Genomic DNA, 13,669 nt, shown 5'->3' with positions numbered 1-13,669 from the left:
CGAGTTTGACGGCTTACCTTGTAAGAAAGCGAGTCAGAAAACTGATGGAAACCCGATGAGTGCCGCGCAATGAGTGCTTTTCTGTGCTCAGACACCGGCAACACCGCAGCTCACCATGAGCTACCACCCCCAATAAACTGAAGGTTCGCGCCTGTTCTGGTGCGAATCAGAACAGGAGAAAAGTGGCTAAGCCCCGCGTTCACGAGATCGCTAAAGAACTCGGAATCCCCTCTAAAGAAGCAGTAGCAAAGCTGCAAGAACTTGGCGAATTCGTCAAGGGTGCTTCTTCAACTCTCGAAGTACCGGTTGTTAAAAAACTCCGCGCTGCTTTCCCCAACGCCAAGCCGGCTGCGGCCCCCCAGACTGAGGCTGCTAAGCCCAGCGCTTCTAGGCCCACAGCAGCAAAGCCCGGTGCCATGAAGCCCGCCGCGCCCAAGCCTGCCGCAAAGCCCGCTGATGCCCCCAAGGCTGAAGCTGAAAAGCCGGCACCTGCCGCACCTAAGGCAGCAGAGCCTCAGGCTGAGACCAGCAAGCCTGCTGGCCCCCGCCCCGGCAACAACCCCTTCTCAACCTCACAGGGCATGCAGGCATCTGCTCCTAAGCCCGGTGCACCTAAGCCTGCAGCTCCCAAGCCCGCAGGTAAGCCCGGCCCCCGCCCCGGCAACAACCCCTTCTCAACCTCACAGGGTATGGGTAAGCGCGGCGACCGCCCCGAGCGTGGCGAACGCGGTGAAGGCCGTACCGGTGGTCCGCGTCCCGCAGGTGGACGTAACCCCCGCGGCGGCGCACCCCGCCCCGCAGGTAACGGTGGTCCCCGTCCTGCTGGTGCAGACAACCGCGCTCCCCGCCCCGCAGGTGGACGCAACACGCGTCCTGCCGGTGCAGATAGCCGCGCTCCCCGCCCCGCAGGCGCAGGTGCCGATAATCGCGCACCCCGCCCCGCAGGCGCAGGTGCAGATAACCGCGCTCCCCGCCCCGCAGGCGGCGGTGCAGGTGGCAACCGCCCCTCACCCAACATGATGCCCACCAAGATGAGCGGCAATGTCGGTGCCCGCGGTGGCGCTGGTGCTCCCGCAGGCGGCGGCAACGGCCCCCGTCGCGGTGGTGGTGGCCCCGGTCGCCCCGGTGGTGGCCCCGGTCGCCCCGGTGGTGGCCCCGGTCGCCCCGGTGGTGGCCCTGCAGGCCGCGGCAATGCACAGGGTGCATTCGGCCGCGGTGGTGGTAAGCGCAAGAAGGGCAAGACTAAGTCAGCTCTGCGTCGTGAAGAGCAGCTGCGTCAGCCGACTGTTGGTGGCGTCGCCGTACCTCACGGTGACGGTACCACCGAGATTCGCTTGCGCCGCGGCGCCTCCCTCATGGACTTCTCCGAGAAAATAGGCGCAAATGCAGCGGCACTGGTAACCGTTCTCATCCACCTGGGTGAAATGGCAACCCAGACCCAGTCACTGGACGAAGAAACCTTCGAACTGCTCGGTGCTGAACTCGGTTACGTCATCAAGATCGTTTCCCCCGAAGACGAAGAGCGCGAGCTGCTCGAATCCTTCGACATCGACCTTGAAGCTGAAGCTGAAGGCGAAAACGACGACGTGCTCGAATTCCGCCCGCCCGTAGTGACCGTTATGGGTCACGTTGACCACGGTAAAACCCGCCTGCTAGATGCTGTGCGCAACACTAACGTCATCGACGGTGAAGCTGGCGGCATTACCCAGCACATCGGTGCTTACCAGATTCACACCGAGGTTGACGGCCAAGACCGTGCGCTGACCTTCATTGACACCCCCGGTCACGAAGCCTTCACCGCTATGCGTGCTCGTGGTGCCAAGGTCACCGACATCGCCATCCTGGTTGTCGCAGCGGACGACGGCGTCATGCCCCAGACCGTTGAAGCCCTGAACCACGCCCAGGCAGCAGAAGTGCCGATCGTGGTGGCAGTCAATAAGATCGATAAGGAAGGCGCTAACCCGGAGAAGATCCGCGGTCAGCTCACCGAATACGGTCTGATCCCCGAAGAATACGGTGGCGACACCATGTTCGTTGACGTTTCAGCACGTCAGGGCCTCAACATCACTGAGCTCCTCGAAGCTGTCTGCCTCACCGCTGACGGTGCTCTGGAACTCAAGGCTAACCCCAACAAGGAAGCCCGCGGTGTTGCCATTGAAGCTAACCTGGACAAGGGCCGCGGTGCAGTTGCTACCGTGCTCGTCCAGTCAGGTACTCTGCGCGTCGGTGACGCTATTGTTGCCGGTGCAGCTCACGGCCGCGTCCGCGCCATGTTCGATGATAAGGGCACCAGCGTTGAAGAAGCTGGCCCCTCACGTCCCGTCCAGGTCCTGGGTCTGTCTACCGTGCCCCGCGCAGGTGACACCTTCCTGGCCACCGAAGAAGAGCGTACCGCCCGTCAGATCGCTGAAAAGCGTGAAGCAGCAGACCGCAACGCTCAGCTGGCTAAGCGCCGCAAGCGCGTCACCCTCGAATCCTTCGATGCCGCAGTGGCTGAAGGCAAGATGGACACCCTCAACCTCATCATCAAGGGCGACGTCTCCGGTGCTGTTGAAGCACTGGAAGAATCCCTCATGAAGATCGAGGCTGGCGGCGACGAAGTTCAGCTGCGCGTCATCCACCGCGGCGTAGGTGCAATCACCCAGAACGACGTCAACCTGGCAACCGTCGATAACGCAGTGATCATCGGCTTCAACGTCCGCCCCGCAGAACGCGTGGCAGAACTGGCTGACCGAGAAGGCGTAGAAATGAAGTTCTACTCCGTCATCTACCGCGCCATCGAAGAGGTCGAAGCAGCCGTCAAGGGTATGCTCAAGCCCGAGTACGAAGAAGTTGAGCTCGGCTCAGCTGAAGTACGCGAGGTCTTCCGCTCCTCCAAGTGGGGCAGCATCGCCGGTTCAATCGTCCGCAGCGGCACCATCAAGCGAAACACCAACGCTCGTCTGGTCCGCGACGGCGCTGTGGTTGCAGACAACCTCAAGATTGAGTCACTGCGCCGCTTCAAGGACGACGCCACCGAGGTCCGCGAGGGCTTCGAATGTGGTATCGGTCTTGGGTCTTTCAACGACATTAAGGACGGCGACATCATCGAGACCTGGGAGATGCAGGAAAAGCCCCGCGTCTAAGCCTTCCCTAAGGGTACCGGTGCCTAACCCCACCGGTTAGGCACCCGATGATGGGGGTGGGGTGGTCGCACAGCGGCCACCCCACCCCCATTAGAATTTATAGAGAACAAACTTCGAGGCTTTCTCACAAGACTAAGCACCGCCGCTGTGTCCGGCAGCTGCTGTGTTGTGGAGAAAAGCCGCAGACCTTCTTACAAGGAGAAAACTCATGGCTGATCCAGCCCGCGCCGCCCGGCTCGCTGACCGCATTAAGGTCATCGTCGCTCAGGCACTAGAACGCCGTATCAAAGACCCCCGCCTGGGGTTCATCACCGTCACCGACGCCCGCGTGACCAACGATCTTCAGCACGCCACCGTCTACTACACCGTATTTGGGGACGCCGAGGAGCAGAAGGCAACTGCTGCTGCTCTAGAAAGCGCCAAGGGCGTCCTGCGCTCAGAGGTCGGTAAGAACATCACCGCCCGCCTGACTCCCACCCTCACCTTCGTGCCCGACGAGGTGCCGGTTAACGCCGCCCACATTGAGGACCTACTGCGCAAGACCAAAGAACGCGACGCCGAAATCGCCGCCACCGCAGAAGGCGCTGACTACGTCGCAGGTGCAGATGCCTACAAGACCGAAGAAGACGACGAAGCGTAAGTAAACGTGGCGAAGAAAAGTGCGACCGGCCCATCGGGGCTCATTGTTGTTGATAAACCCGCAGGGATGACCAGCCACGACGTGGTATCAAAAATGCGGTGGATTGCTGGCACCCGCAAGGTAGGCCACGCAGGCACACTGGACCCGATGGCAACCGGGGTACTTATTCTGGGCGTCAACAAAGCAACCAAGCTGCTGACCTGGGTGGTGGGGGAGACCAAGACCTACACCACCGTCATGCGCCTGGGGCTGAGCACCGTGACTGATGACGCCGAAGGTGATATCACTGAGGTTGCCAGCGCGGCTGCGGTTGATACCATCACCGAGGACATGATTGCTGAGCAGGTAGCGAAGCTTACCGGCGCGATCGAGCAGGTACCTTCGTCCGTTTCAGCCATCAAGGTTAATGGTGTGCGCTCCTACGCCAGGGTACGCTCCGGCGAGGACGTTCAACTGGATTCCCGCCCCATCACCGTGCACAGTTTTGAGGTTCACTCGGTGACCCCTCAGACCGTACAGGTAGAACGCGTGCTTCAAACCGACGAGGACGGCGCAGCTACCTCAACCGAGACGGTCACCGCTAGCGTGCTGGATGTGGCTGCGACCGTCACCTGCTCAGCTGGCACCTACATCCGTGCCCTGGCACGCGACCTGGGCGCTGCTCTGGGTGTGGGTGCTCACCTGACTCAACTGCGCCGCACTGCTATCGGCGAGATGTCGGTGGAGGATGCCTACAGCCTTGATGCCCTCATTGCGGGACGGGAAGCTGAACAGGCAGTGCCCCTGCTACCCATCGAAGAAGCAGCACGCAGGCTCTTTACCGAACGTCTGCTCACCGCAACGGAGGCAACTGACCTGTCGAACGGCAGGCGCATCAGCCCCAGCCCGGTGACCATCGAGCACACCCCGGCGTCCTCACCCAATCACCAACAGGCCGGTAGCAAGGGTGGGCACGACAAGCCCACCACCGCCGGTATCAGCGCCGCCTTTGCTCCTGATGGCACGCTCGTCGCCCTGATTGAGAACACCCGCTGGAAACGCGAGGACGTCGCCACCCCCATCCTGGTCTTCGAATCAGGCAAAACCTTTGAGGAGAACCCTGCATGATCGCTGGCCTTGACCTCTGGTTCTGGGCATGCCTAGTGCTCTCAACCCTCAGCTTCGCCATCTGCATCTTCCAGTTCCTGCGCGGTGCTGCCCCCGACGACTACTCACAAGGCTCTGTGCTCGTACTCGAAGCCTTCTTGATAATCTACCTGGTCGGTTCCATCATCATGCAGGCCCTCACCGACGGGCCCAGCGGCGACTGGCTAGAATTCTACGGCTACCTCATCACCGCCATGATCATCCCAGCCGGCACCTTCATCTGGTCGCTCACCGAACGCAGCCGCTGGTCCACCCTGGTCCTCGGACTGACCGGGCCAGTACTTATTATCATGCTGCACCGCATGAACATGCTCTGGTACTACTACTAAAAATCAGTTGCTAGACGCGAGCCCCCCCGCTATCCCTGAGGAAAATAATGGAACAGCCATCAACAGCAACTCTCGACAAGAAGACCAGCGGATTTGGTCGCCTTCTAGTAGTGGTCTATGCAGTCTTCACACTCTCTGCAGGGGCGCGTTCCCTCTACCAGGTCATCCGCAAATTTGATGAGGCACCGCTGTCCATCACCCTCTCAGCTATCTCAGCCCTGATTTACCTGGTTGCGACCATCGCTCTCGCCAAGAAGGGGGAGGGGGCTTGGAAAGTGTCCCTGGGAGCGGTGGGCATCGAGATGGCTGGCGTCATCTTGGTAGGTATCTTCAGCTACATCCAGCCCCAGCACTTTGAACTTGCCTCGGTGTGGTCCCACTTCGGCTCTGGCTACGGATACATCCCCCTCGTCCTCCCCATGGTGGGGCTCTGGTGGCTGTTCAACACCAGGCCCGTCCGGGTCAACGCGTAAACCAGGCGTTGCGTGTGCGGGCCAACAGCAAACCGCGTATCATAGACACGAGCAAGACACCCCCCAAGGAGTACCGTGAAGCGCTATACCGACCTTGCCCAGGTCCCCGCCGGCTTTGGCCCCACCGTGGTCACCATCGGCAACTTCGATGGCGTACATATCGGTCACCAAAAGGTGCTCTCAACCCTGGCAGAGACTGCTCAGCACCACGGGCTCACCTCCGTTGCCGTCTCTTTTGACCCCCACCCTGCTGTGGTCCACAACCCCGCCGGGCATCATGTGGAAATCATGGACCAGGATTCCCGCCAGCGCATCATGGACTCCCTCGGGATCGATGTCTACCTGCTCCTTCACTACAACCTGGACTTCGCGGCCCAGAGCCCCGATGAGTTTGTACACCGCACGTTTGTTGAAGCGCTGAACGCCCGCTACGTCGTCATCGGTGATGATGTCCGCTTTGGCGCCGGCAACTCCGGGGACCTCAACACCATGAAAGAGCTCGGCCAACAGTACGGGTTTGACGTCATCGTGGTTGAGGACCTCCTAGCAGATGGAACCCACCGCTGTTCATCTACCGGCATCCGCTCACTGCTCACCGAGGGCAAAGTGGCCCAAGCCGCTGAAATTCTGGGACGAAACCACTTTATGCACGGCGAAGTCGTTCACGGTGCAGCCCGCGGCCGCGAACTCGGTTTCCCCACCGCTAACATGGACGCCGATTCCACCGGCCTTGTACCAGCAGACGGCGTCTACGCCGGCTGGCTCACTGACGAGGCAGGTACCCGCCACCCCGTTGCAATCTCCGTGGGCACTAACCCCACCTTCGAAGGAATCACCTGCCGCCAGGTCGAAGCGCACGTCATCGGCCGCCCCCAAGAAGCAGTAGAAGCCTTCGACCTCTACGGCCAACACATCACCCTAGAATTCGTGGACTACCTGCGTGGCATGGTCGCCTACACCGGTGTTGAAGCGCTCATTGAACAGATGAACCTGGATGTCGCCCGTGCCTCAGAAGTCCTCGGCGTCTAGGGTGGGCCTTACTCATTCCCTCCGGGAATTCAGCACAAAAAGTTGCCCCGCGCATCCTTAGAGAGGACGCACGGGGCGGCTTTTTTCCTTAAAGAAGGTTTTTACATTTCTTCGTGGGTGTTGGGGTCAAAGCCCCTGCCCACACCCGCTTCGAGGGCGGTAATGGCGTCCATCTGGTCGTCCGTCAGCTCCCAGTTGAAGACATCCAGGTTAGCTTCCATCCGCTCAGTGTTAGAGGACTTAGGGATGGGAAGGTAGCTGTTCTGCACCTCCCAGCGCAGAATTACCTGCGCCACGCTCTTACCAACCTCAGCTGCGATACCCGCCAGCACGGCGTTCTTCAGCATATCGGTCTTACGCCCCAGCGGTGACCAGCACTGGGTCAAGATCGCGTGGTCGGTATTGTACGCAGCCCAATCCTTCTTCTGGGAGTAAGGGTGCAGCTCAATCTGGTTGATCGCCGGGGTTACACCGGTTTCCTCCACCAGACGGTCAATGTGCTCCGGGAGGAAGTTAGAGACACCAATGCTTTTGACGGTGCCCTCCTCCTGCAGCTTGATGAGTGCTCGCCAGGTATCCACGTAGAGGTTTTGGGAGGGATTGGGCCAGTGAATCAGGTAGGCATCCAGATAGTCCAGACCCATCCGTTCCAGGGTCCCCTCGATGGAACGCATGGCACCCTCATAGCCGTGATCACGCCCGGGCAGCTTGGACTGCACGAAGATATCGCCACGGTCGGTACCTGAGCGCAGCACGCCGCGGCCCACGCCGGTCTCATTCTCGTAATTAACGGCAGTGTCGATCAGGCGGTAGCCGCGAACAATAGCTTCAGAAACCGCCACCTCAGCCTGAGCATCAGTCATGGGGTAGGTGCCCAGACCCAGCTGGGGGATTTCGTTGCCGTCTCGCAAGGTGTGCTTATTCATGGTGTCTCTCTATTCCTAGGCGGGGGTATTAATGAGGGCTGTTACGAGCTGAGCGCTCCGCGCAGCGACGATGGGGGCATCCATATGGAAGTCCTGGTCAGCTGCCGGGCCGCAAAGATCAGAGACGCCGCGCACCGAGATAAAGGGCAGATCGCGAGATACGCAGATCTGGGCCAGCGCGGTGGTTTCCATGTCGGTGGACAGCGCCTCGGGGAAGATCTCGCGGGTGTCCTTAACGTTGTGGGCGGTAACGAAGGAGCCACCTGCCAGCATGGTGCCATAACGCACCTGGCCTTCACCGGTGTAGACCTGGGCCGCAGCCCGCGCCTGCTCCAACAGCGACTCGCTGGCCTGGTAGCGTGCGGGCATACCGGGCACCTGCCCGTACTCATAGCCAAAGGCGGTGGCGTCCGCGTCAGTGTAGGTGTAGTCGGCGCCGATTACGATGTCACCCACGTTGATGCTGGTGTGCAGGCCACCTGCGGTGCCAGCTGAGAGGACGGCGGCGGGGTGGGAGACCAGCCCCAGTGCAGTGGTGAGCGCGGTAGCCGCATTGACCAGACCAATTTTTGAGCGGACCAGCAGAACCGGCTGGGTGGTACCTGCGGTATTCAGGGTGCGGGGGTAGAACTGAGCGACGCCCACTCCGAAATCATCGGCGGCGGGCTCGGTCAGTTCAAGGAAGGGAGCAGCCTCTTCGTCCATAGCCACCTGAACGATGACCGCGGTGGCGAATTCCTGGGGTAGCAAGGAATTCATGAGGCCATGACCTCTTCCCACTCATCCTTGCGGTCCAGGAAGGCTGCAACGGCTGCCTGCGATTCTTCGAGTGAGTGGTTAGCACCCCAACCGCACTGCACCTCGTTAGCTGCAGGCACTTCGGTGGCGTCCAGAAGATCCTGCATGGTGGCTACGAGGATCTGCACGAAGTCTGCGGGCTCGATCCCCAGAGTGAGGGCGTAGAAGCCGGTCTGGCAGCCCATAGGGGAGAAGTCGATGAGCGCGTCGGTATGGTTGCGCATGTGGTGGGCGGTCATGTGCTCGATGGAGTGCACCGCCTTCATGCCCAGGTGCCCCTTGTTGGGCTGGGTGAAGCGCACATCGTACTTAATGAGGGTATCCCCGCCGGGTAGCTCCTTGCGCCCTGCTACGCGAACATAGGGGGCAGCAACTTTGGTGTGGTCCAGGTCGAAGGACTCCACATTGGTTTTCTGTTTTTCCACTGATTTCATCTATCTATTCGGTGGGTTAGTTTGTCTGCTTACCATTCTTTCGCATCTAGTGGCAGGACGCTAGCCGAGAGCGGGTTTCTGGCAGGGAGTTTTCGGGTAACACCCAGGCCCACCTAGCTTCGTGCGGGCTGACGGAGGGGTAATCTGGAATCTGACCCCGCTGTATCGAAGGAGAACTTCATGAACGTTTTGATCCCCACCATTGCTGCCGCTGCCGGCCTGACGGTTGGCTATAAGGTTGCCCGCCTCACCGAGGTGCGTGCCCTGGGCGGTGTTGCCCTGGCCGCCGGTGGCGTAGCTGCCTTCAAAGGGTGGCAGGAAAACGCAGGAACCGGCACCGCTGCAGCCTTGACCGCTGTATACCTGGGCGGCTTTGGCTACTCCCACGCGCTGCACAAGAAGATTGGCCCCTGGCCCGCTGTCTGTGCCGTCACCGGTGCCACCGTGCTGGCCTCCCTGGCTTTTGGGCGCGAAAAGAAATAGCGCACCTCTGACAAAAGTGGCATAAGCTCCTCATTGACCTATGCTGTAAAAGAAAACTTCACTGGCATGTTCTTACTTCATGCCAGTGAAGTTTTCTTGTACACGGCCTGCACGGGGCGCTGGTCTCAGAAGGTTTTAATTGGCGGGCTTGACCGCTACCACAGGGGCGTTAGCTTCAAGGATGATACGTTGTGCTGCTGAGCCCAGCAGCATCTTGCCCACCGGGCTGCGGCGTCGTACGCCCACCACTACAAAGAGGGGTTTGACGCGCTCCACTGCGTCAATCAGATCGCCCACAGCATCGCGGCTGCGGTGTACCTCGGTTTCAACGGTGTAGGCCAGACCTCCAAAGTCGAAGTCTGCAGGCTCGCTGCCGTCCAGAGGGCAAATAACGAGGGATTCGCCGGTCTCCTGGGCTCGCTCAATGGCGTAGAGGCGGGCTGCTTCTCCGGGTTCGGTGGCGGTCAGGGCTAGAAGAATGCTCATACAACTCCAATCGTAGTGTGACTCATCATACTCGCATTGTAGCGAGCTATTGCCGACCAGGGGAGGTGTGGGTGTTGTGTAGGCTCAACATCTCGTCAAGTGAGAGCGCATTAGGTGATGTGACGCAGGACAAGCAATCATGTAGGGTGAATCACAATATTTTTAAATAATTACCCTGGTCATTTACATAATCCACGGAGCATGATGAGTTCACATCAAAACCCTGCTCAAGGCGGTGACGTTACCCCGCCCTGGGCTACCTCAAACGGTACGCCGGATACCCCAGCTAGCGTTGGGGTTCACCGCGCTGAGCCTTCAAAAAAGTCGCCCCTGTTTAAGATCCTCGGAGCAATCATTGCTGTGGGTGCCATTGGCACAGCCACCGTTGGATCTTTTGCCTCAGCCCACCAGGGCGATAGCTTACGCACTTCTATGACGATTGTGGCACCGGCAGGTGCCGGGGGTGGTTGGGATACCGTCGCCCGTGAAATGCAGCAGGCACAGCGGGCCAACGGCATCGTTAATAACACCCAGGTGGTCAATATGCCCGGTGCCGGTGGCACCATTGCGCTGGGGAACCTCGCCAATCTTGAAGGCGACCCCAGCACCATCATGGTCGGTGGCACCGGTCAGCTGGCTGCCACCATCCAGTACGACACCGATACCACGTACGCAGATATCACCCCTCTGGCAATCACCGTTGAAGAGTACAACATGGTAGTCGTTCCGGCTGACTCTCCCTACCAGAGCCTTGAAGAACTCATGACTGCGTGGGCGGCTGACCCTGCTTCAGTGCCGTGGAGTGGTGGCGGCTCCTTTGACCGTCTAGTAGCCACAGAGTTGGCTACCTCGGCGGGTGTGGACCCCAAAGAGATGGTGTTCGTATCCTCGGACGGCGGCGGTGAAGTGACTGCGGCCCTGCTGAATGGCACGGTCCAGGCTGCAGCCTCTGGTTTCTCTGACTCCATCGACCAGGTGGAATCGGGCCGTCTGCGTGCTCTAGGCCTGGTCTCTAAGGAACGCTTTGAAGGCGTGGACATTCCCACCACCGTGGAGCAGGGTTATGACGTGACCCTCTCTAACTGGCGCCTCCTGGCTGCCCCAGGTGGGCTGACCGCTGAAGAAGAGGCAGAGCTAACCGATATCGTGCTTGAAACGGTCGAAACCGAAGAATGGTCAACGGCGGTAGGGCGCTATAACTGGGCCGAACGCGTCATCACGGGCGATGAACTTGATGTCTTCTTGGAAGAGGAAAAAGAGCGCATTAGCTCCCTCTATGAAAGTTTGGGGGTCTAGTCGTGGCTGAAACACTCAGTGCCCGTCAAAACAGGGCTCACATGATCAGGGATCTCAGCATGCCCCTGCTGATTATTGCCCTGGCTACCTACCTTTTGGTCGGCATGCTCACTATGACGGTGCCCGATTCTGTAGCCTTCCCTGGCCCCCGTTTCTTCCCGGCGATTATCACCGCCGTGCTCTACATACTGGCACTGGCTGACATCTTTGCTGTGATCAGAAAACACCGCACACCGGATACTCTGCAGACGGTGGAAAGCTCAGGCACCTACCGCGATGGAGACCCCGCTGCAGCAGCCCACGATGACGTCATTACCCGCGTGGATATTCGTTCCCTTGCCTGGGCCGTTGGAGGCTTCCTCTTCTTTGCCCTCACCCTCGAATATTTGGGCTGGGTCATCGGCGCTGGCCTGCTCTTCTGGTGCGTTGCCCGCGGATTCGGGGCCAAAAACCCTCTGATGGCACTCATCGTAGGGCTAACCGTCAGCTCACTGGCCTACATCGCTTTTGACATGGGGCTAGGGCTCAACCTCCCCTCTGGAATTCTAGGAGGCGGTTTCTAGTGGACGCTCTCTCACTGCTGGCCGACGGCTTTGCCGGCGCCTTCACCCTGCAAAATTTGCTGTGGGTGCTCATTGGCTGTTTGCTGGGCACCGCCGTGGGCGTCATGCCCGGGTTAGGTTCATCGATGGCGGTGGCTCTGCTGCTGCCCGTCACCTTCGCCCTTGAACCCACAGCCGCGTTTATCATGTTCGCCGGTGTTTACTTCGGCGGTCTTTTCGGTGATTCCACCATGGGTATTCTGATGAACACCCCCGGCCAGGCTTCTGCGATTGCCTCCACCTTTGAGGGGCATCGCATGGCCAAAAACGGACGCGCCGCCCAGGCTCTAGCGGTAGCTGCTATTGGTGCCTTCATCGGTGGTTTCATTTCCTCTATTCTGGTGGTCTTCCTCGCACCCGTGCTGGCAGACTTCTCCACCAAATTCGGCCCAGCGGAATACCTGGCGCTCGCCATCTTTGCTTTCGCAGCGACGTCCTCAGTGGTAACCGACTCGGCGGTCAAGGGTTTGCTCTCACTGGCTCTTGGTTTAGGTGTGGCTGTGGTGGGCATCGATGGCGTGACTGGTATTCCCCGTTTCACCATGGACTCCAACTATCTCTTTGACGGTATTTCCCTGGTCACCGTGACCGTAGCGATTCTGGCCCTGGGCGAGGTGTTCTACAGCGCTTCGGTTGCCCGCCACCAAGAAGAGGGGAAGATTATTCGACCCAAAGGCCGTGCTTGGCTGACCGGCGCAGAGTTCAAAGAAGCAGCCCCTGCTTGGGGGCGCGGTACCCTGATTGGTCTGCCCTTCGGCATTATCCCTGCCGGTGGTGCAGATATCCCTACTTTCTTGGCTTACGGCACCGAGCGTAAGCTGGACCGTCGCCGCAAGAACCCCCAGTTCGGTGACAAGGGCGCCATCCGTGGTCTTGCTGCCCCTGAGGCGGCAGGTAACGCAACCACCGGTATGGCCATGGGTGCTTTGTTGGCGCTGGGTCTGCCCATCTCTGCAACGGCTGCGATCATGCTGGCGGCCTTCCGCCAGTACGGTCTGCAACCTGGCCCGCTGCTCTTTGAGCGTTCGCCGGAGCTGGTTTGGGCGCTGCTGGCTAGCTTCTTCATCGCTATGGTGGTGTTGCTGGCGATTAACCTGCCGTTTGCGATGCTCTGGGCTAAGTTGCTGCTGATTCCTGCGCCCTATCTCTATGCGGGGATTACGGTCTTCTGTGGGCTGGGTATTTACGCCACCTCATCTTCTACCTTTGACCTCTTAATGCTGCTGGGCATCGGTCTGCTGGGCTTCTTGATGCGCATGAACGACTACCCGCTGGCACCGCTGATCATTGGTATGGTGCTGGGCCCGCTGGCTGAAACCAGCCTGCGTGATGCGCTGACCTCCTCCAGCGGTGACTTCTCGGTGCTCTTCAGTGGCCCCATTGTCATCACGCTCTACGCAGTGCTGGTGCTCATGTTGCTGCTGACCCTGCGCAGTAAGGTCACTAAGAAGACCGGTAACGACATTTAGAGCACCTAGCTGCTGACAGCGTCCGTACGCTGACCTACCCCCCCGTACATTCTCTCTTCTACCCGGTGTTTATTTCCGGTCGAAGAGAGAACGTGCGGGGGTGTTCTTTTTGGGTGAGAGAGACAGTGCAGGACGCCGGGGGCGAAGCGCAGCTGGGATGTGGCAAAGGCGTGCTGCCGTGGGCGGAACTGGTTAGTAGTGCGCCACTTTATGAACGGTTTGGGTCTCTAGCAGCAAGGTAATCTCTATACCAGTGCCAGGCAAACTCTTGGTTGGCGTGCTGATTGATTGCGCTGTAGGCACTCCACACTACTCAATCTGCTATCTGAATGAGCTGTGAGTTCTTAGAACTAAGCGTCAAAGGGTTCTCAGGCATCCGTATGATGCCGATCTTTTGCAGGCACAGCTTTACTATGTGCGGCGGTAGTCTCAT

Annotated in this window: 14 protein-coding genes; 10 read left to right on the top strand and 4 right to left on the bottom strand. The window is 59.6% G+C overall.

Going from position 1 to position 13,669, the window contains the following annotated elements; genetic code table 11:
• Nucleotides 1-182: 182 nt before the first annotated feature.
• The 6 genes from infB to ABD982_RS06865 all read left to right on the top strand — a co-directional run bounded on the left by infB (nucleotide 183) and on the right by ABD982_RS06865 (nucleotide 6,742).
• Nucleotides 183-3,125, top strand: a complete 2,943-nt coding sequence (gene infB / locus ABD982_RS06890; RefSeq protein ID WP_345445947.1) for a translation initiation factor IF-2 — start codon at nucleotides 183-185, stop codon at nucleotides 3,123-3,125.
• Nucleotides 3,126-3,333: 208 nt separating this feature from the next.
• Entirely contained in the window at nucleotides 3,334-3,765 is a 432-nt protein-coding gene (gene rbfA, locus ABD982_RS06885) for a 30S ribosome-binding factor RbfA (protein WP_237203506.1), read from the top strand.
• A gap of 6 nt (nucleotides 3,766-3,771) precedes the next feature.
• On the top strand, nucleotides 3,772-4,872 hold the full coding sequence (truB, locus tag ABD982_RS06880) for a tRNA pseudouridine(55) synthase TruB (protein WP_345445945.1): 1,101 nt from the start codon (nucleotides 3,772-3,774) through the stop codon (nucleotides 4,870-4,872).
• Nucleotides 4,869-5,240 carry a hypothetical protein gene (locus ABD982_RS06875; protein WP_345445943.1) on the top strand — a complete coding sequence of 124 codons (372 nt, stop codon included), beginning with the start codon at nucleotides 4,869-4,871 and terminating at the stop codon, nucleotides 5,238-5,240. Before truB ends, ABD982_RS06875 begins: the two co-directional genes overlap by 4 nt.
• Before the next feature lie 47 nt (nucleotides 5,241-5,287).
• Nucleotides 5,288-5,713, top strand: coding sequence for a hypothetical protein (locus ABD982_RS06870; RefSeq protein ID WP_345445941.1), 426 nt, complete (start codon nucleotides 5,288-5,290; stop codon nucleotides 5,711-5,713).
• 75 nt (nucleotides 5,714-5,788) lie between these two features.
• Entirely contained in the window at nucleotides 5,789-6,742 is a 954-nt protein-coding gene (locus ABD982_RS06865) for a bifunctional riboflavin kinase/FAD synthetase (protein ID WP_345445940.1), read from the top strand.
• A gap of 101 nt (nucleotides 6,743-6,843) precedes the next feature.
• On the opposite strand, the gene ABD982_RS06860 is transcribed toward ABD982_RS06865, so the two are convergent.
• From ABD982_RS06860 to ABD982_RS06850, 3 genes are read right to left on the bottom strand one after another with little or no spacing between them, the layout of a single operon-like run.
• Nucleotides 6,844-7,668: an aldo/keto reductase gene (locus ABD982_RS06860; RefSeq protein WP_345445938.1), complete on the bottom strand. Its 825-nt coding sequence runs from the start codon at nucleotides 7,666-7,668 to the stop codon at nucleotides 6,844-6,846.
• 15 nt (nucleotides 7,669-7,683) lie between these two features.
• On the bottom strand, nucleotides 7,684-8,427 hold the full coding sequence (mtnN, locus tag ABD982_RS06855) for a 5'-methylthioadenosine/S-adenosylhomocysteine nucleosidase (RefSeq protein WP_345445936.1): 744 nt from the start codon (nucleotides 8,425-8,427) through the stop codon (nucleotides 7,684-7,686).
• Nucleotides 8,424-8,891 carry an S-ribosylhomocysteine lyase gene (locus tag ABD982_RS06850; RefSeq protein WP_345445934.1) on the bottom strand — a complete coding sequence of 156 codons (468 nt, stop codon included), beginning with the start codon at nucleotides 8,889-8,891 and terminating at the stop codon, nucleotides 8,424-8,426. The genes mtnN and ABD982_RS06850 overlap by 4 nt, the downstream gene beginning before the upstream one ends.
• Nucleotides 8,892-9,080: 189 nt before the next feature.
• Between ABD982_RS06850 and ABD982_RS06845 the strand changes: the two genes are divergently transcribed.
• Entirely contained in the window at nucleotides 9,081-9,383 is a 303-nt protein-coding gene (locus ABD982_RS06845) for a hypothetical protein (protein WP_345445932.1), read from the top strand.
• Between the two features lie 135 nt (nucleotides 9,384-9,518).
• Here ABD982_RS06845 and ABD982_RS06840 read toward each other — a convergent pair whose 3' ends face one another.
• On the bottom strand, nucleotides 9,519-9,869 hold the full coding sequence (locus tag ABD982_RS06840) for a universal stress protein (protein WP_345445930.1): 351 nt from the start codon (nucleotides 9,867-9,869) through the stop codon (nucleotides 9,519-9,521).
• Nucleotides 9,870-10,070: 201 nt separating this feature from the next.
• Between ABD982_RS06840 and ABD982_RS06835 the strand changes: the two genes are divergently transcribed.
• From ABD982_RS06835 to ABD982_RS06825, 3 genes are read left to right on the top strand one after another with little or no spacing between them, the layout of a single operon-like run.
• Nucleotides 10,071-11,165 (top strand): tripartite tricarboxylate transporter substrate binding protein, encoded by a 1,095-nt coding sequence (locus ABD982_RS06835; RefSeq protein WP_345445928.1) that lies wholly within the window; start codon nucleotides 10,071-10,073, stop codon nucleotides 11,163-11,165.
• A gap of 2 nt (nucleotides 11,166-11,167) precedes the next feature.
• Complete coding sequence (locus tag ABD982_RS06830) at nucleotides 11,168-11,728, top strand: tripartite tricarboxylate transporter TctB family protein (RefSeq protein ID WP_345445926.1); 561 nt, start codon at nucleotides 11,168-11,170, stop codon at nucleotides 11,726-11,728.
• A complete protein-coding gene (locus ABD982_RS06825) occupies nucleotides 11,728-13,236 on the top strand; it encodes a tripartite tricarboxylate transporter permease (RefSeq protein ID WP_345445924.1) in 1,509 nt (502 codons plus the stop codon). Before ABD982_RS06830 ends, ABD982_RS06825 begins: the two co-directional genes overlap by 1 nt.
• Nucleotides 13,237-13,669: the final 433 nt, after the last annotated feature.

The organism is Rothia endophytica, assembly GCF_039543885.1.
GTDB lineage: Bacteria > Actinomycetota > Actinomycetes > Actinomycetales > Micrococcaceae > Rothia > Rothia endophytica.
This window is presented reverse-complemented; position numbering and strand designations above follow the sequence as displayed.

Coding starts and splice junctions, on each gene's coding strand:
- rbfA (WP_237203506.1), top strand. CDS start 3,334: ATGGCTGATCCAGCCCGCGCCGCCCGGCTCGCTGACCGCATTAAGGTC.
- ABD982_RS06875 (WP_345445943.1), top strand. CDS start 4,869: ATGATCGCTGGCCTTGACCTCTGGTTCTGGGCATGCCTAGTGCTCTCA.
- ABD982_RS06870 (WP_345445941.1), top strand. CDS start 5,288: ATGGAACAGCCATCAACAGCAACTCTCGACAAGAAGACCAGCGGATTT.
- ABD982_RS06860 (WP_345445938.1), bottom strand. CDS start 7,668: ATGAATAAGCACACCTTGCGAGACGGCAACGAAATCCCCCAGCTGGGT.
- mtnN (WP_345445936.1), bottom strand. CDS start 8,427: ATGAATTCCTTGCTACCCCAGGAATTCGCCACCGCGGTCATCGTTCAG.
- ABD982_RS06845 (WP_345445932.1), top strand. CDS start 9,081: ATGAACGTTTTGATCCCCACCATTGCTGCCGCTGCCGGCCTGACGGTT.
- ABD982_RS06840 (WP_345445930.1), bottom strand. CDS start 9,869: ATGAGCATTCTTCTAGCCCTGACCGCCACCGAACCCGGAGAAGCAGCC.
- ABD982_RS06835 (WP_345445928.1), top strand. CDS start 10,071: ATGATGAGTTCACATCAAAACCCTGCTCAAGGCGGTGACGTTACCCCG.